16 protein-coding genes are annotated in these 18,108 nt (G+C 64.0%); 13 read left to right on the forward strand and 3 right to left on the reverse strand.

What is annotated here, in order from left to right; all coding sequences use genetic code 11:
* The first annotated feature begins 25 nt into the window (after positions 1-25).
* The 13 genes from gcvP (at position 26) to N7568_RS10485 (ending at position 14,448) form a co-directional block, all read left to right on the forward strand.
* A complete protein-coding gene (gene gcvP, locus N7568_RS10425; protein WP_261609756.1) occupies positions 26-2,899 on the forward strand; it encodes an aminomethyl-transferring glycine dehydrogenase in 2,874 nt (957 codons plus the stop codon).
* 11 nt (positions 2,900-2,910) lie between these two features.
* Positions 2,911-4,059, forward strand: coding sequence for a glycine cleavage system aminomethyltransferase GcvT (gcvT, locus tag N7568_RS10430; RefSeq protein ID WP_261609757.1), 1,149 nt, complete (start codon positions 2,911-2,913; stop codon positions 4,057-4,059).
* A gap of 83 nt (positions 4,060-4,142) precedes the next feature.
* Positions 4,143-4,526, forward strand: coding sequence for a glycine cleavage system protein GcvH (gene gcvH / locus N7568_RS10435; RefSeq protein WP_261609758.1), 384 nt, complete (start codon positions 4,143-4,145; stop codon positions 4,524-4,526).
* Positions 4,523-5,842, forward strand: a complete 1,320-nt coding sequence (glyA, locus tag N7568_RS10440) for a serine hydroxymethyltransferase (protein WP_368736514.1) — start codon at positions 4,523-4,525, stop codon at positions 5,840-5,842. The genes gcvH and glyA overlap by 4 nt, the downstream gene beginning before the upstream one ends.
* Before the next feature lie 388 nt (positions 5,843-6,230).
* Positions 6,231-7,631 carry an L-serine ammonia-lyase gene (locus tag N7568_RS10445; protein WP_261609759.1) on the forward strand — a complete coding sequence of 467 codons (1,401 nt, stop codon included), beginning with the start codon at positions 6,231-6,233 and terminating at the stop codon, positions 7,629-7,631.
* Positions 7,632-7,677: 46 nt separating this feature from the next.
* Positions 7,678-8,685, forward strand: coding sequence for a lipoyl synthase (gene lipA / locus N7568_RS10450; protein WP_261609760.1), 1,008 nt, complete (start codon positions 7,678-7,680; stop codon positions 8,683-8,685).
* Between the two features lie 519 nt (positions 8,686-9,204).
* Positions 9,205-9,660, forward strand: a complete 456-nt coding sequence (locus N7568_RS10455) for a hypothetical protein (RefSeq protein WP_261609761.1) — start codon at positions 9,205-9,207, stop codon at positions 9,658-9,660.
* Positions 9,661-9,758: 98 nt separating this feature from the next.
* The gene (locus N7568_RS10460) at positions 9,759-10,613 is read left to right on the forward strand and encodes a COG1470 family protein (protein ID WP_261609762.1); all 855 of its coding nucleotides are present in this window, start codon (positions 9,759-9,761) and stop codon (positions 10,611-10,613) included.
* Position 10,614: 1 nt separating this feature from the next.
* Positions 10,615-11,121 (forward strand): hypothetical protein, encoded by a 507-nt coding sequence (locus N7568_RS10465; protein ID WP_261609763.1) that lies wholly within the window; start codon positions 10,615-10,617, stop codon positions 11,119-11,121.
* The gene (locus tag N7568_RS10470; RefSeq protein ID WP_261609764.1) at positions 11,118-12,389 is read left to right on the forward strand and encodes a hypothetical protein; all 1,272 of its coding nucleotides are present in this window, start codon (positions 11,118-11,120) and stop codon (positions 12,387-12,389) included. Before N7568_RS10465 ends, N7568_RS10470 begins: the two co-directional genes overlap by 4 nt.
* Before the next feature lie 158 nt (positions 12,390-12,547).
* Entirely contained in the window at positions 12,548-13,612 is a 1,065-nt protein-coding gene (locus N7568_RS10475; RefSeq protein WP_261609765.1) for an FUSC family protein, read from the forward strand.
* Positions 13,613-13,710: 98 nt separating this feature from the next.
* Positions 13,711-14,118 carry a hypothetical protein gene (locus N7568_RS10480; protein WP_261609766.1) on the forward strand — a complete coding sequence of 136 codons (408 nt, stop codon included), beginning with the start codon at positions 13,711-13,713 and terminating at the stop codon, positions 14,116-14,118.
* A gap of 69 nt (positions 14,119-14,187) precedes the next feature.
* Positions 14,188-14,448 carry a GlsB/YeaQ/YmgE family stress response membrane protein gene (locus N7568_RS10485; protein ID WP_261609767.1) on the forward strand — a complete coding sequence of 87 codons (261 nt, stop codon included), beginning with the start codon at positions 14,188-14,190 and terminating at the stop codon, positions 14,446-14,448.
* A gap of 70 nt (positions 14,449-14,518) precedes the next feature.
* On the opposite strand, the gene N7568_RS25950 is transcribed toward N7568_RS10485, so the two are convergent.
* The 3 genes from N7568_RS25950 to N7568_RS10500 are packed head-to-tail and all read right to left on the reverse strand — an operon-like array spanning position 14,519 to position 18,083.
* The gene (locus tag N7568_RS25950; RefSeq protein ID WP_261609768.1) at positions 14,519-14,815 is read right to left on the reverse strand and encodes an SHOCT domain-containing protein; all 297 of its coding nucleotides are present in this window, start codon (positions 14,813-14,815) and stop codon (positions 14,519-14,521) included.
* Between the two features lie 29 nt (positions 14,816-14,844).
* Positions 14,845-16,368 (reverse strand): leucyl aminopeptidase family protein, encoded by a 1,524-nt coding sequence (locus N7568_RS10495; protein WP_261609769.1) that lies wholly within the window; start codon positions 16,366-16,368, stop codon positions 14,845-14,847.
* A complete protein-coding gene (locus N7568_RS10500; RefSeq protein ID WP_261609770.1) occupies positions 16,365-18,083 on the reverse strand; it encodes an MFS transporter in 1,719 nt (572 codons plus the stop codon). Before N7568_RS10500 ends, N7568_RS10495 begins: the two co-directional genes overlap by 4 nt.
* Positions 18,084-18,108: the final 25 nt, after the last annotated feature.

The raw sequence follows: 18,108 nt of genomic DNA on the forward strand, positions 1-18,108 counted from the left end.
GGGCGCCTGAATCATGGAGTTCCTCTTGACTGTTCAATCAACCCCCACCGCCTTCGCGGACCGGCACATCGGTGCCCGTCGCCAAGCCGACGTTGACACCATGCTCAAGGCAATCGGCTACGATTCTGTCGACGGCCTGGTAGATGTCGCGGTCCCCGATTCCATCCGCCAGGACACTGCACTCAGGCTTTCGAGTGGAAACGACGCCCTCACCGAGGTGCAGGTCCTCGCCGAGCTCCGCAAGCTCGCGGCCAAGAACAAAACCGCTGTCCAGATGATCGGCCAGGGCTACTACGACACCGTCACGCCGCCGGTCATCCGCCGCAACATCCTCGAAGCTCCCGCCTGGTACACGGCTTACACCCCGTACCAGCCGGAGATTTCCCAGGGCCGCCTCGAAGCGCTGCTCAACTTCCAGACCATGGTGCAGGACCTCACGGGACTTCCCGTAGCCAACGCGTCGCTCTTGGATGAAGCCACCGCCGTTGCCGAAGCCGTGCTGCTGATGCGCCGCGCCAACAAGTCCAAGACTGCCAAGGACGGCAAGACTGTTCTGGACGCTGATCTCCTCCCGCAGACCATCGCCATCGTGAAGGGTCGCGCCGAAGCGCTGGGCTTCGAAGTCCAGATCGCGGACCTGTCGGCCGGTCTCCCCGACGGCGACATCAACGGCATCGTCCTGCAGCAGCCCGGCGTGTCGGGCCGCGTGTTTGACCACTCCGGCGTGATCGCCGACGCCAAGGAACGCGGTGCGCTGGTCACGGTGGCCGCGGATTTGCTGGCGCTCACCCTCATCACGCCCCCGGGCGAACAAGGTGCGGACATCGCCGTCGGGACCGCGCAGCGCTTCGGTGTTCCGCTGTTCTTCGGCGGCCCGCACGCTGCCTACATGGCCGTCCGCGAAGGCATGGAGCGCACGCTTCCCGGCCGCATCGTGGGCGTCTCCAAGGACAACGCCGGCGTCCCCGCCTACCGCCTGGCACTCCAGACCCGCGAGCAGCACATCCGCCGCGAAAAGGCCACGTCCAACATCTGCACCGCGCAGGCGTTGCTCGCCATTGTGGCTTCGATGTACGCCGTTTATCACGGCCCCGAAGGCCTGAAGTCGATCGCCGAAACCGTCCACGGCCACGCTCGTGTTTTGGCTTCGGCCCTGCAGAAGGCCGGCCGCGAACTCGTCTCCGAGGCCTTCTTCGACACCCTTACCGTCCGCGTTCCCGGCAAAGCCGACAAGGTCATCGCCGCAGCCGAAGCCCGCGGCATCAACCTGCGACTCATCGACGCGGACACCGTTGGCGTTTCTGTTGATGAAACCACGACGCCGGAGGTTCTCTCCGCCGTAGCCGTCGCCTTTGGAGCCGGTCCGGTAGGGGACGCCTCCGGGTTCGAACTGCCCTCTGCCGTGGTCCGGACCAGCGACTTCCTGCAGCACCCGGTGTTCAACACGCACCGTTCCGAGACGCAGCTGTTGCGCTATATCCGCAAGCTGTCCGATCGGGACCTCGCGCTGGATCGCACCATGATCCCGCTGGGTTCCTGCACCATGAAGCTCAACGCCACCGCTGAAATGGAAGCCATTTCCTGGCCGGAGTTCGCTTCGATCCACCCGTTCGCTCCGGACCACCAGACAGCCGGTTGGCGTGAGCTGATCGCAGACCTGGAAGCGGACCTCACGGAGATCACGGGCTATGACCAGGTGTCCATCCAGCCGAACGCCGGCTCCCAGGGTGAGCTCGCCGGGCTCTTGGCGATCCGTGGCTACCACCACTCCCGCGGCGATGAGCAGCGCACCGTTTGCCTGATCCCGGCGTCGGCCCACGGCACCAACGCAGCCTCAGCTGTGCTGGCCGGCATGAAGGTTGTTGTGGTGGCCACGGCTGCTGACGGCACCATCGACCACGCGGACCTGTCAGCCAAGATCGAAGCCAACAAGGACGTCCTGTCCTGCATCATGATCACTTACCCGTCCACCCACGGTGTGTACGACGCCGACGTCCGTGAGGTTTGCGACGCCATCCACGCAGCCGGCGGCCAGGTGTACGTTGACGGCGCCAACCTCAATGCTTTGGTTGGATTGGCCCAGCCGGGCAAGTTCGGCGGCGACGTTTCGCACCTGAACTTGCACAAGACTTTCTGCATCCCGCACGGCGGGGGTGGGCCGGGCGTTGGTCCGGTTGCTGCCAAGGCGCACTTGGCACCGTTCATGCCGGGCGACGCGAACAGCGCTGCCTCGTCAAGGAATGATGCGAACAACACTGGCGTTGCCATCTCGGCCTCGCGCTACGGCTCCGCCGGTGTGCTGCCGATTTCCTGGGCGTACGTAAAGCTCATGGGCGGCGAAGGATTGACCGAAGCAACCAAGTCCGCGCTGCTCGCAGCCAACTACGTTGCCTCCCGGCTGGATGAGCACTTCCCGGTCCTCTACACGGGCGAAGGCGGGCTTGTGGCGCACGAGTGCATCCTGGACCTCCGTGATCTGACGGCCCGCACCGGCGTTACCGCCGAGGACGTGGCCAAGCGCCTCATCGACTTCGGCTTCCACGCTCCCACGCTGGCCTTCCCGGTTGCGGGCACGCTGATGGTGGAGCCCACCGAGTCCGAGGACCTGGCCGAGATCGACCGTTTCATCGAAGCCATGATCACCATCCGCGCCGAGATCGATCAGGTGGCCAGCGGTGATTTCACTGTTGAGAAGTCGCCGCTGCGCAACGCGCCGCACACGGCTGCCGCCGTCGTAAATTCCGACTGGGACCGCGACTACCCGCGTGAGCAGGCCGCCTTCCCGGTCCACCACCTCAAGCAGGACAAGTACTTCCCGCCCGTTGGCCGGATCGACGGCGCAGCCGGTGACCGGAATCTTGTGTGCTCCTGCCCTCCCCTCGAAGATTTTGAAAACTAAGGACTGACTCCATGACTGAGAACTACACAGCTCTCTACGAGCAGCACAAAAAGGCCGGCGCTTCCTTCACCGACTTCGGTGGCTGGCAGATGCCCCTGAAGTACGAGTCCGAGCTCGCCGAGCACCACGCAGTCCGTAACGCAGCGGGCCTGTTCGACCTCTCCCACATGGGTGAAGTGTGGGTGACCGGCCCCGACGCGGCTGCTTTCCTGGACTACGCGCTGGTGGGCAAACTCTCCGCCATCGCGGTGGGCAAGGCGAAATACTCGCTGATCTGCAACGCCGACGGCGGCATCATTGACGACCTCATTTCCTACCGTCGCCCCTCCACCGAGGAAGGGGCGGACAAGTACCTTGTGGTCCCCAACGCGGGGAACGCCAAGGTGGTGGCGGCCGCCTTGCTGGATCGGGCATCGGGTTTCGACGTCACGGTGGAAGACGTCTCTGCCGAGACCTCACTGATCGCCGTCCAGGGACCCAACGCGGAAGCCATCCTGCTGACTCTGGTTCCCGCCGATCAGCACGCGCTGGTCACCGAACTGAAGTACTACGCGGCGGTTGAGGTTGGGCTGACGTTCGACGGCGGCACCCAGGACCTGCTGCTGGCCCGCACCGGCTACACCGGCGAAGACGGCTTCGAGATCTACGTCCCGAACGTCGACGCACCCGGCCTGTGGGAGGCCCTCCTCGAAGCCGGCGACGGCCATGGACTCATTCCCGCTGGCCTCGCAGCCCGCGACTCGCTCCGTCTGGAAGCCGGAATGCCCCTGTACGGCAACGAGCTCTCCCGGCACGTCAACGCTTACGCCGCAGGACTTGGCCCGGTAGTCTCCCTGGCCAAGGAGGGCGACTTTGTGGGCCGCGACGCACTCACGGCAATCAAGGCCGCCGGGGTTGGATCCACCATCGGCCAGAAGCTCGTGGGCCTCAAAGGCACCGGCCGCCGAGCAGCCCGTGGGCACTACTCCGTCCTCAAAAACGGCTCACTCATCGGCGAAGTAACCTCCGGCCAGCCGAGCCCGACGCTCGGTTACCCGGTAGCGATGGCCTATGTCGACGTCGAGCATTCAGAGCCGGGCACGATCGTAGAAGTGGACTTGCGCGGCAAGGCGGAACCGTTCGAAGTGGTTCAGCTCCCGTTCTACAAGCGCCAAAAATAGGGAGTTTGTGTACACATAACGCCCTAATGACGCCCTCTTGAGGGCATTAGCTGTACAAAAACTCTCAGAAAGAAGGAATGCGAATGAGCAAGGTAGTTGCTGAACTGAAGTACTCGGCCGAGCACGAGTGGGTTTCCGCCGATGGGTCCGGGCCTGTTGGGATCGGGATCTCCGCGGTTGCCGCTGACGCCCTGGGCGACATTGTGTACGTGGACCTGCCCGAGGTTGGGTCGACGGTGACCGCGGGGGAGACCTGTGGCGAGGTGGAGTCCACCAAGTCGGTGTCTGACCTGTACTCGCCCGTGACGGGGGAAGTGACCGAGATCAACGACGCCGTTGTCAGCGATCCGGCCCTCATCAACAACGATCCCTACGGGGCCGGCTGGCTGTTCAAGGTGGCCGCCACGGAGGAAGGGCCGCTCATGTCGGCCGAAGAATACGCTGCAACGAACGGTGGAGAACTGTGAACCCGGTAACTGTCACTGAATACCAGCAGGTCGTCTCGGCGTCGTTGGATGCCCAGCTGTCCGAGCTGGACCCTGAGATCGCCGCAAAGATCGACGACGAACTGGGCCGCCAGCGCGACGGCCTGGAAATGATCGCCTCCGAGAACCACACCGCCGTTGCCGTGATGCAGGCCCAGGGCTCGGTCCTGACCAACAAGTACGCCGAGGGCTACCCGGGCAAGCGCTACTACGGTGGCTGCGAGCACGTGGATGTGATCGAGCAGCTCGCCATCGACCGCATCAAGGCGCTGTTCGGGGCCGAGTACGCGAATGTCCAGCCGCACTCCGGCGCGCAGGCCAACGCTTCCGTGATGCACGCGCTGATCAAGCCCGGCGATACCATCATGGGCCTCAACCTCGCCCACGGTGGCCACCTGACCCACGGCATGCGGATCAACTTCTCGGGCAAGCTCTACAACGTGGTCCCTTACGGCGTCCGGGAGGACACCCACACGGTGGACATGGCCGAAGTTGAGCGCCTGGCACAAGAGCACAAGCCCGCGCTGATCGTGGCAGGCTGGTCCGCTTACGCGCGGCAGCTGGACTTCGCTGAGTTCCGCCGGATCGCCGACTCCGTTGGCGCCTACCTCATGGTGGACATGGCGCACTTCGCCGGACTCGTAGCCGCGGGCCTGCACCCGTCACCGGTCCCGCACGCCCACGTCACCACCTCCACCACGCACAAGACCCTCGCCGGTCCGCGCGGCGGCATCATCCTCTCCAACGACGCCGACATCGCCAAGAAGATCAACTCGGCTGTGTTCCCGGGCCAGCAGGGCGGACCGCTGGAGCACGTCATCGCCGGCAAGGCTGTTGCGTTCAAGATCGCCGCCTCGGAAGAATTCCGGGAGCGTCAGGAACGCGTCCTGGCAGGTGCGCGTATTCTCGCAGAGCGACTGGTCCAGCCCGACGTGGCCGGGAAGGGCATCTCGGTGGTCTCCGGCGGCACCGACGTGCACCTGGTCCTCGTGGACCTTCGCAACTGCGAACTCGACGGCCAGCAGGCCGAAGACCGCCTCGCCGCGATCGACATCACCGTCAACCGCAACGCCGTCCCCTTCGACCCCCGCCCGCCCATGGTCACCTCCGGCCTGCGCATCGGCACCCCGGCGCTGGCTACGCGCGGCTTCGGGGAAGCGGCCTTCCGCGAGGTTGCGGACATCATCGCCGAAGTGTTGATTGCCGACGCCGACGCGGACCTTTCCGGGCTGCGTCACCGCGTTGATGTCCTCGCGAAGGCGCACCCGCTGTACCCGGGAGTCGCGAACCTCGGCTAATCGGGGGTTTTGGCTCGTCGACCGCGACGACCTCTGCATGCTCGGTCGCTAAAGCGCCCGCTGAGCGGGCGCGAAGCTCCCTTGGACGCATGCTGCCGGACGCCGCGGTCGACGGTAGGTGACTCCTGGCTCAGCCATCATTCGCTTGTGATGGCTAGGTCCAGCTGCCGGGGGTGTTCTTCGGGGTTTGGGAGTGCGTTGGTGTTCTGTCCGGTTCGGGGGGGTTGCTGCCGGACAGGCCGTGGGCGCGGCGTGTTTTGCAGCGAAGCCCCGAATCGGCGAAGTGGGCCGCATATGGCGCCGGGGTGGTGGTTTGGGGTTTGGGGTCCGCTCCGTTTGTTGGGGGCGGGGCGGGTTCAATGTTGTTTTACTTAGTGAGGAAATCACCATGGCTGTTGGCGTCTTCGATCTGTTCTCGGTGGGTATTGGCCCGTCGAGTTCCCATACCGTGGGGCCAATGCGCGCCGGGGCGGTGTTCGCGCGCGAGCTTCTTGAGTCCGGGATGCTCGAATCCGTGGCAGGTTTGCGGGTTGATCTGTACGGTTCATTGGCCGCCACGGGCAAGGGGCACGGCACCTTCACGGCCGTCTTGCTTGGGCTCGAGGGCTTCGACCCGGAACAAATCCTGCCTGACGAGGTGGAGGAACGGCTCGCCTCCATCGCCGAGACGGGCAAGCTCAACCTGGCTGGCGGCGTGCTCCTCGACTATGCGGTGGAGGACATGGTGTTGCATCCGTTGACGGTGTTGCCGCGGCATACGAATGGGATGAAGTTTGCTGTGTCCGATGCTGCGGGGAACGTGGTGCGGGAGGCGACGTTCTTTTCGGTGGGTGGCGGGTTCATTGTCCGTGAGGGTGAGGAGAACGCGGCTCAGCAGGAGTTGGAGGAGACGAAGGCGGAGTTGCCGTTGCCGTTCAGGACGGCGGCGGAGTTGCTGGGCCGGTGCCAGTCCAAGGGGTTGGGGATCAGCGACATCATGTTCATCAATGAGCGGGCGTCCCGGTCGGAGGAGGAGATCCGGGAGGGTCTGTTGCATATCTGGTCCGTGATGGAAGCCTGTGTCGAAACGAGTTTGAAGCGTGAGGGTGTGCTCCCTGGCGGGTTGCGGGTCCGTCGTCGTTCTCCTGATTGGTTGGAGCGGTTGCTGAAGGAGGATAAGGACCGGAACGATCCGAAGTATTGGCAGGAGTGGGTGAACCTGATCGCGTTGGCTGTGAATGAGGAGAATGCCTCTGGCGGGCGGGTGGTGACGGCTCCGACCAATGGTGCTGCGGGGATCATTCCGGCGGTGCTGTATTACGCGTTGAATTATGCTCCGGGCATGGACAAGGCCACCCAGGCTGATAAGGACGATGTGGTGGTGAAGTTCCTGCTCGCTGCTGGTGCGGTGGGTGTGTTGTATAAGGAGCAGGCGTCCATTTCGGGTGCTGAGGTTGGCTGTCAGGGTGAGGTGGGTTCGGCGTCGTCGATGGCTGCTGCCGGGTTGGCTGAGGTGATGGGTGGTACGCCGGGTCAGGTGGAGAATGCTGCGGAGATCGCGATGGAACATAACCTGGGGCTGACGTGTGATCCGATTGGGGGGTTGGTGCAGATTCCGTGTATTGAGCGGAATGCGATTGCTGCGGCGAAGGCGATCAACGCGGCGAAGATGGCGTTGTGGGGTGATGGGACGCATCGGGTGTCGTTGGATGAGGTCATTGTGACCATGCGTGAAACGGGCAAGGACATGTCCCATAAGTACAAGGAAACAGCGATGGGCGGCCTCGCCGTCAACGTCGTCGAATGCTGACGCCAGACCCTCCTGCGAAACTGGAACACCAACAAGGAAGAAACTCATGACACTCGCACCTGAAGGCCGTAAGTTGCTGCGCGTTGAGCAGCGTAACTCGGCGGTCCCGGTTGAACGCAAGCCCGAGTGGATCAAGGCCAAGGTCCAGATGGGCCCGGAGTTCGTCCAGCTCAAGAACCTGGTGAAGAAGGAAGGCCTGCACACGGTCTGTGAAGAGGCCGGCTGCCCGAACATTTTCGAGTGCTGGGAAGATAAGGAAGCGACGTTCCTGATCGGCGGGTCCGAGTGCACCCGGCGCTGTGATTTCTGCCAGATCGATACCGGAAAACCGTCCCCGGTGGACATGTTCGAACCCACCAAGGTGGCCCGGAGCGTCCAGGCCATGCAGTTGCGCTACGCGACCGTGACCGGGGTGGCCCGTGATGACCTGGCCGATGAGGGTGTGTGGTTGTACGCCGAAACGGTCCGGAAGATCCACGAACTGAACCCGGGAACCGGGGTGGAGCTGCTGATCCCGGACTTCTCCGGCAAGCCCGAGCACATCGCGGCGATCTGTGATTCCAAGCCCGAGGTGTTCGCGCACAACGTGGAGACCGTGCCGAGGATTTTCAAGCGGATCCGTCCGGCGTTCCGGTACGAGCGGTCCCTGGATGTCATCACGCAGGGCCGGGACCTGGGCATGGTGACCAAGTCCAACCTGATCCTGGGCATGGGCGAGACGCGGGAGGAAATCTCCGAAGCCCTCCGGGACCTGCACGCTGCCGGGTGTGACCTGATCACGATCACCCAGTACCTGCGACCGTCCGAGCGGCACCTGCCGGTGGACCGGTGGGTCAAGCCGCAGGAGTTCGTTGACCTCCAGGAAGAAGCCCAGGAGATCGGGTTCCTCGGCGTCATGTCGGGCCCGTTGGTGCGTTCCTCGTACCGGGCCGGGCGTTTGTGGGCCACCGCGATGCGCAAGAAGGGCTGGGAAATCCCTGCCGCACTGGCCCACATCGAGTCCTCCGGAACCACCCGCCAGGAAGCCTCCACCATCCTCGCCGCCCACGGCTAGTCAGTGCTCCACCACCCTCAGCGTCACCTGCTTGCCGCACCAGCCTCCGACGGCGGCCGGTTGCCTCCCAAGGCGACTGGCCGCCGTCGTGCGTTAAGTACGTGCGTTGACGCCGTGCGTTAAGTACGTGCGTTGAGTCATGAACATGTGAGCATCGAACGCCAGCGCAGTTTTGCCTCAAGAATGGCACAATGTTGGCGCAGCCCGACAAAAAGGCGTGCCGGGCAGGGCGGTTCGGGCCTGGAAAGCAGCCTCCCCAAACTGAGTACACGTGGCCGCGCCAGTGCCAGTGAATCCGGCACACGTCCAAGTGGTCCGACCTCAAAACTGAGTACCCGCGTGCCCGATGAGCGTATTTCCGAGCCCTTGGTCGGACGCAAAAAAGGCGTACATCCGAGAGTAGCCACGGGTCAGCCCATGGTTGAACTATGGGGGCATCGCTTCATCCGCCAGCAACGGCCGGATGCTGGGGGTTGCGCTGCGGCTCCCCGGTACATCGATCAACCAAGGAGTCATATCATGCGCAAACTTTCGAAGAAGAGCCGGATCACCGCCGCAGTCGCAGGCGTGGCGTTGGTGGCTGTGGGCGGCGGAGCGGCATACGCCTACTGGACCACGACGGGCTCCGGCAGCGGTTCGGCCACCAACTCGGCCGGCGGTGGAACTGTCACGCTGCACGCAACGTTCGTCGGAGGCCTCGCACCGGGCAACCAGGTGCCGGTCGCGTACACAGCTGACAACTCGACGACGACTGGCACTGTCGTTGGAGCCCTGACCGCCAACGTGACCACCAACGTGGCCGGCTGTCTCCCGGCTTGGTTCGAGGTCACCGCAGTTACGACCAACACCTTGGTTGCGGCCAATGCCACCGGAACCTCCGTGGGCAGCGGGACGCTGAAGTTCAACGACAGCGGCACCGTCAACCAGGACGCCTGCAAGTCGGCAATCGTGACCGTCAACGTCACCAGCAGCTAGCCCGTCCATGCCGGGGACCACCCCTTTCGGGGAGGGTCCCCGGCCAGGCCTTGGCCACCAGGAACCCGTCCCCAACACCTCGTCCGAAAAGAGGCTCCATGCAACCCCAGGCAACACGCATGAGGATGCCGTCCGGACGCGCGGGGGTTGCCGTTAAGGGGGTGCTCCTCAGTCTGTTGGTCGTCCTTGCATCTGTTGCATCCCTGGGTGCCAGCGGAGGGCAGAACAATGGGAATGCGACCGGGGCCAAGGAGACGAAGGGCATTATCGTGGCCGTTTCCCCATCAAGCCGCAGCCTGGACCAAGGACAGTCGGCGGCGTTCGATGTCACGATCTCATCGGCCGGAGGATTCGGAGGAACCGTGACCCTCTCAGCCGCGGGAGTCCCCTCCGGAGCGACGGCGGCGTGGTCGCCGTCGTCGGGCGTCTTTACCAGCGGTAGTTCCACGAAGGTGACGTTGACCGTCTCCACGAATCCCACCACACCGACCGGGAAGTTCGACTTCACTGTTACCGCAACCGGTGGCAACTTTCAGTCGAACGCTGCAAAGGCGCAGTTGCACGTGAAGGAAGTAAAGCGGAACTTCGGAATTTCGGGTTCGCTGACTGGCGCATTGGCCCCGGGGCTTTCGCTTCCCATCGACCTGCAGATCTCCAACCCGGAGAACAAGTCCATCGCGGTGACGAACTTGTCCGCGTCAATCAGCCAAGTGGTTCGTGCGCCGGGGGCCGTCGCGGCCGGGCTTCCCTGCGGTGCTGCCGACTACGCCATCACGCAGTACACCGGTACGTATCCGCTCACTGTCCAGCCAGGAGCAACGTCGCTGTCCGCATTGGGGGTTCCGCAAGGGAGTTGGCCCCGCATCAGCATGCTGGATACCTTGCTGCTTCAGGACGGCTGCAAGGGTGCGACGCTCGAATTCACCTACTCCGGGACGGGACAGGCGAACTGACATGAAAACGACAGCCCGCGCATTCACCACTGGACGGCTCGCACGAACTGCTGCTGCCACGGTGGCGCTTTGCGTCCTCGGCGGCACAGGGGCCGCCTACGCTTACTGGGCAAGCACCGGCGTTGGTGCGGGTTCGGCGGCCAACGGGACGATGCAAACGGTTATCGTGGACGCGCTCATCGCAGGGGACACCCCGCAGAACAGCCTCGTTCCAGGCGGAACTGCCGACGTCATCCTTCGGGCCACCAATCCCAATGCGCACGCCGTCACCATCTACGGGGTGGCAGCCAACGGTGCAGTGACCGCCGACGCTGCCCACGCAGCCTGCACCACCACCGGAGTGACGTTCACGCCGCCTCCCGTCCCGTTCTCACCCACGCTGACCATCCAGCCAAACTCGTCCATCCTGCTGACGTTGCCGGGTGCTGCCAGCATGAGCACTGCTTCACTTTCGGCATGCCAGGGAGCCCAATTCCGCGTTCCCGTCACGCTGGAGGTGCGGAAATGATCCGGCGCCGCAAGTCTTTGGGCGCCGCGGCGTCCCGGCCGGTAACCATGGGCAGGTGGGACCGCTTGGTGGTGATCGTGGTGGGCATTCTCCTGGTCTCGTGGGGCGGGCCGGCCGCCAGCGCGTTCTGGAGCACGGTCAGCAGCAACCTCGGAGCGGCCAAGGCCAGCACCGTCAACCAAGGTGCCAAGCCGGTGGCCGTCGTCGGCGTTGCGGGCAGCGTGACGGTCACCTGGGCGGCAAGCACGACGGCGGCAGGACAGCCCGTGACAGGCTACAGCATCGCTCGCTACGCATCCGCCACGGGCGGCACCAAAGTCGCGGCCGCGGGTAGCTGCGAGGGAACTGTTGCCGCGCTGACGTGCACTGACACGGCGACAACCGGCACGTGGTACTACGCGGTCACGCCGATGCTTTCGCTGTGGCAAGGGACCGAGAGCCTGCGAAGCACAGGCTTAGTAGTGGACGCCACTGCCCCAGGCGCTCCAGTTGTCACCGCACCGGCCTACGTGACCGCCGGCAATGTGTCCAACGTCCCCGTTTCCGGCACGGCCGAAGCGAACTCCACTGTGGTGTTGACGGTGACGGACGTGGGTGCGGCACACACCGTGAGCCAGACCCGGACAGCGAATGGATCGGGAGCCTGGTCAGCCACCACATTGAACCTGACGACGTTCAACGCCGGAACAATTACCTACTCCGCTCGAGCTACTGACGCAGCTGGAAACACCGGTGCGCCAGGTACGGCGACGTCCGTCAAGGACACCACCGTCCCAACTGTTACCAACGTGCAGCTCAGCAACGGAGGAAGCCTGACGGGCAGAATCGAACGCGGCGACAAGGTGACCCTGTCTTTCTCCGAGGCCTTGGATGCGAGCAAGATGTGCAGTGCGTGGACAGATGACACCACTACGCAAACTCTTGACGACGACAACCAAGTCACTGTCTCCGTCACTTCGGCAGACATCCTCAGCGTTTCTGCCACCGGTTGCTCGACGCTCAAACTGGGCAACGTCGATCTTGGCAGCAACTACACCTCGCAAACGCTGACGTACAGGGGAACCAACGCCAGCGTATCGGTGCTGGAGTGGAACCCCGCGTCCAAGACAATAACCATCACTCTGGGTGCGCTGGTATCAGGCAACCCGATCTCGTCAACGCAGAGCGCAGACAACGCTGCATTTACGCCGACGTCCGGATTGACGGATATCGCTGGCAACGCGCTCTCCACCTCCAAATTCACCAGCCCCACCACGTCCCGGTTCTAAGCCCCGCAGTTTATGTATGGATATGCCGCTACGATCCGTGATTCGAGGCACTATCTGTACGCAATTCCGGAGTAGCCCGGATCCCGGGGCGTAACCTTGGAGCGGACGCCAGCGCCGTCGTCGTACGTTTGATCCTGCGACGAAAGGCGAGCCGCCCCTTGAAGGCTGTAGCGGAAATGTTCACGATGGGCCCTGGAAACAAGGACCACCATCCCGCACTCCGTTGCGCTGTAGGTGTGTTTGTTCCGCTGATTACCTTGACGCTGATCGGTCGGTTGGACCTGGCGGTCTTTGCCTCGTTCGGTGCTTTCACTGGAATCTATGGCCGCAACGAGCCCCACAGCGTCCGCTTCCGCAGCCAGCTGCGTGCCGGCGGCTTCATGCTTTTGGTGATCCTCTTGGCCACGCTCATGGCCCGCTTTGCCCAAGCCTTGGGGATCGAAGGGGCCGCGTATTCGTGGCTTTTGACGGCTGCGACCACCCTGGTGGCCGGTGTGTGCTCCGTGGTGGTTGCTGCCTGGCGGCTCCGGCCTGGCGGGTCCCTCTTTCACATCTTTGCGTTTGCTGCCATTGCGTCCATCGCAGCCCAGCCGCCCCTCTGGGAAGGGATGCTGGTGGCGGTCCTGACCACCGTGTTCTGCCTGTTGATTGGCATGTCCTCACGCGTTCTGAGGAGCCACCGGACACCGTGGAAGCGGCCCCCACGCATCCGTCACACCGTTGCTGAGCGCCGGGCCATTTGGCTTGAGGGAGGCGGCTACGTGGTGGCTGCGGGCCTTGCGGGAACCCTCGCGACGGTGGTGGGGGAGCGGCTCGGTTTCGGGCACACCTACTGGGCGATGGTTGCGGCCGTGGTCCCGCTGGTGGGCCACTCGACGCGTCACCGCGTGAGCCGTGGGATCCAAAGGATCGCAGGAACAGTGATCGGGCTGGTGCTTATGGCCGGCATTCTGTGGCTTAATCCCGCGCCGTGGGCCATGGTCCTGGTGATTGCGGCGTGCCAATTCGGGGCCGAGATGTTCATCGCCAGGCAGTACTTTGTGGCGCAGGTCTTCGTGACGCCGCTGGCGTTGATTGCCACGCTCCTGGCTGCGCCGGTGGACCCTGGTTTGCTCCTGCGGGACCGCATCATCGAGACCGTCATTGGTGCCGCCGTCGGCGTTGCCGTGGTGGTGGCCCCGGCGGTGTGGCGGAGGGCCCGGGCGGCGCGCGGAGCAGCCTGAGCCTGCCTCGCCGGTGCGGGGCCCGGTTGGACATATTTAGTAAGTACACATATAACTAGTTACCCAAGATACTTACTAGTTGAAGGTGTGGAAAGACGATGACTGTCGCACTGCGTGAACCCGGTTCCACATCATTGGCTGAACAAGCCGTTGACGTTGCCACCGAACAGGTGCTCCCCATGGGCCCCGTGCACTGCGGTTCGCACATGGCCATCTCCGCGGGTCCCACGTACGACTCCATGAAGTGGGTCTCCGTGGAGCCTGTCTGGCCGGAATGGGCATGCGGCTGCGGCTTCCGGATGGATATCGACGCCGTGGACCCCGTGAGCGCCGTGTGGATTGCGGCCCTTCGCCGCCAGAGCCTTGAGCACGAGCTCGCCATCGCGCAGAACACCCTCGAGCTGGCCTTCAACAAAGCAGTTGATGCCGGCATCGAACCACAGGCTTTGGCGGAGGTAGCCGGAGTGCCGGCCATCGAAGTCGAAACGCTCCTACGGCGACACTGATGTGAACTTCGGCTGTCCGCGCGGATCGCGGAGCCGTGAATTAACCACCTAAGAAAGAGAGAATGAAAAATGGGAATCATTGGTTGGATTGTTTTGGGTTTGATTGCCGGAGCCATCGCCAAGGCCATTAAGCCTGGCAACCAGGGCGGCGGCTGGATCGCTACGCTCCTGCTCGGCGTCGTCGGCGCCCTCCTGGGCGGCTGGATCGGCAGCGCACTCTTCAACGTGGGCATCAACCAGTTCTGGTCGCTGTCCACGTGGCTGCTTGCAATCGGCGGCTCACTGATCGTCCTCATCATCTGGGGACTGCTCACGCGCAAGAAGGCCTAACCGCCTGAATGCCAAGAGGCCTCGACGCTGCTGCGTCGGGGCCTCTTCGCTGTCTTCAAGCAGGCGACAATCAGCGTGCCAGGATCTTCGCTTTCTGCGCCTGGAACTCTTTGTCACTGAGGACGCCGGCGCTTTTCAGCTCCCCGAGCTGCTTGAGTTGGGCGAGCATGTGATCGGTCGGATCGACGGCGGCCGGTGCAGCCGGCGGGGACGGCGGCACTGGCAGATACGCGGGCGGCGGCTGGCTGCCGGCTGCCGCGGCTGCAGCAGCATCCTCGGCGGCAAAGCGTTGTTGTTGCCTGCGTTGCGTGCGGCCAAGGATCGAACCGACGACGGCGGCACGGCCTGCGGTCCTGAATAGACCCACAGTGGACTCCCTTCGCTGGGTGTTTCGGGTTATTCGGCCGAATAGCCGACGGCGAGGTCGATCAGGAGGCGTGCGCCGAAGCCGGTGGCTCCCTTGCTTCGCCACGCATCGTCCTTGTCCGACTGCATGGTGCCCGCGATGTCGATGTGCGCCCACGGGGTTTCGCCCACAAACTCGGCCAGGAACAGGGCGGCCGTGGTGGAGCCTGCATACGGGCCACCGAGATTGGAAATATCCGCGATGTCAGAATCCAGCTGGGGACGGTAGGCCCGTTCCAACGGAAGCTGCCACAGCTGCTCGTCCGCACGGCCGCCCGACTCGAGGACGAGGTCAACCAACCGCTGATCGTTTCCGAATACCGGAGCAGTGAGCTGCCCCAGCGACATCAGGGCGGCGCCCGTGAGCGTGGCGATATCAACGATGCCGTCCACGCCATCCTCGACCGCAAGCGTCAGGGCATCGCACATCACCAGGCGGCCTTCGGCGTCGGTGTTCTTCACCTCGATGGTGAGTCCGCTGCGGGTGGTGAGGACGTCCCCCAACTTGTAAGCCGAGCCGGAAGGCATGTTGTCCGTGCACATCAGGAATCCCGTGACGGAGGCTTTGCAGCCGAGGTCGCGCAGGGCGGTGAAGACGGCCAGGACCGCTGCCGCTCCGCCCATGTCCATCTTCATCAACAGGTGCATGGGGTCGCTGGGTTTGAGGCTGACACCGCCGGAGTCGTACATGATGCCCTTGCCCACCAGGCCGAGGTGGCCCGTGGGAGATCCCCCGGGTTGGTACGTCAACTTGATCATCCGTGGCTCCTGGGCGCTGCCGGCGTTGACGCCAAGGAGCCCGCCGCAGCGGAGGTCGATGAGCTGTTCCTTGCCGAACTCCTCAACCCCAAAACCGAACCGGTCCCCCAGCTCTTTCGCCGCCGAAGCCAAGCCGGCCGCGGTCAAATGGCTCGGCGGCGCATTGCACAGGTCCCGGGCAATAGTGGTGGCGCGCACCTTCACCCGTCCCGTCGCCACGCCTCGTTCAGCGGCCGCAGTGTCTACCCCCGGAGCCAGGAACTGCACTTCGGCAAGTGGGCTTCCCTTTGCTTTGCTCTTGAGCGTGTCGTAGTTGTAGCGGGCCAACAGCACGCCCTCGGCGAGCACCTGGCCCAATCGCTCGGCATCCATCCCCGCCGTGTCGGAGAGCTCGAAGCCGATCCGCGAGTGCCTCTGGGTTGCCCGGACCAAGGTGGCCGCCGCCTTACGCCATCCATCGGAATCCAAGGAGCCCGGTTTCCCACCGCCGACAGCCACCACCAGCGTGCCCGAAGCATTTGCCAGCTGCAGGCTAGTCCCGGGCTTGGCGTCAAAGCCAGCGCTCTCCAGGGTTTCGCGGTGCAGGCCAACGGACGCCGGAACGTCACCCTCCGAGGGGACCAGCACGCCGATCGCATCGAGTTTGCCGAAGCCGTCCACGAAGTGCAACTCCGGCTCTGTTCCGTCGAGGGAAGGGTCGAGGGAAGGAACGGGTGAGAAGTCTTCCGCGATCAATTTGTAGGGTTCGTGATTCACCGTTTCGCCTGTTCTTTGGGAGTGGGATGCGCTGTAACGGCCTGGTCGGCCGGAAGGCTTGGCTCGGGGATCGCATCGGGATCGTCGGGTTCGAGCTGTTCGGGCAGGTCGCCCTTCATACGGCCGGGCATGCGGCCCGCTGGAACAATCGCCAGCAGGGCAAGGCCGGACAACCCCAGAAGGGAGATTTGCAGGGCCCGGAGTCGTGCCTCGGCGTTGACTTCCGTCGCGGCGGCCAGCTCCGAAGGGCTGCTCACCCTGTCCCCGATGGCCGCCTCCACTTGCGCGTTGGTCATGAAGTCGGCGTCGTTGATGTTGACCTTCTGGATTAGCTCGGGAGAGACCTCCGGGTGCGCGGCGGCGCCGCTGGCGATCAGCGAGGAAAGCATTCCGACGGCGAACGCACTCGCCACTGCGATGCCAACGCTGCCCGAAAGGTTGTGCACCAGGCCGCGCCACGCACCGACGTCGCCTGCCAACTCACGGGGCACAGCGCTGAGGAGGGTGTTGAACACCAAAGCGACGATCGCGCCCTGACCGAGTCCCAGCAGGATCAGGCCCAGCACCACAAAGAGCTGTCCCCAGTCGTTCCGGATGGTGAAAGCGAGCAGGACCAGCGCGCCGGCCACCACCACGAAGCCGGCTTGCGCGATGGTCCTTGGCGGGAACTTTTCATACAGGAATGCCACGAAGGTGCTCGCGAGGAAGATGGACAAGGTGTAGGGAATGATCGAGAACGACGTCTCAATGCCGGAGCGGCCCTGCACGATCTGCATGTACAGGGGGATCAGGAAGTTGGCGGCCGTTCCCACGAACAGCATGGTGGCCATGCAGGCCGTGACCGCGAGCTCGGAGCTGGAGGCCAGCACCCTCAGGTCAAAGATGCGAGGCAGTTTGGCATCCTGGCGCTTCCGCACCCACATGAAGAACACCTGTCCCGCGATGGCCCCCAGGAGGATCAGGAGTGGTGCCGGCGACAGACCCAAAATGTCGAAGGGTGCCTGCGGGGTAGCAAACCACGTGCCCCAAGCGGAGAGGCCGCTGAAGCCGAAGCTCAACAAGATGATGGCCACGGCGGCAATGATGGAGCCGGTCCAATCGATCTTCAGCTGGGTTTGCGCCGGGACGGACTTGAGCTTGAAGCTCAGCAGCAGGTTGATGGCTCCGAGGACCACCATCAGGCCGAACGAATACCGCCATCCGATGGTGGTGGCGAACCAGCCGGCAATCAGCAGTGCCAGCACGCCAGCCGCGGGGATGGCCGCAGCCAGGAGCCCGATGGCCTTTGCTTGCTGCTGGTCCTTGTAGTTGGTGGCGATGAAAACCGTGAGGGCGGGGGCGATCAGCGCAATGACGGCGCCCGAGGAGGCCTGGGCTATGAAGAGCATCGTGGGACTTAGGCTGAGCGCCACACCCGCCATGGCGGCGGCATGGATGGCGACGGCGATTTGGAACACCTTGCGCGTTCCGAAACGGGCGCCGAGCTTCGCTCCCAAAAGGATAAAGGCCGCCATCGAGAACGTGCCGGCAGTGATGGCCGTGCCCACGGAGGTTGCTGCCGTGTCCAGGTCCGTGGTGATGCCCTGCATTGAGACGGTCAATGCGTTCACGGCGAACGATGCCTGGATCTGGGTGAGGACCACCACGATCAAAGGCAGCCAGGAGGCCGCTTTGACGGTAGGTGGTGTCGCTTGGGTGGTGTGGTCACTGGCCATGTCTGCTCCTGGTTGCTCTGGTGGT

This window comes from Paenarthrobacter aurescens, from assembly GCF_025421775.1.
Lineage (GTDB): Bacteria > Actinomycetota > Actinomycetes > Actinomycetales > Micrococcaceae > Arthrobacter > Arthrobacter aurescens_B.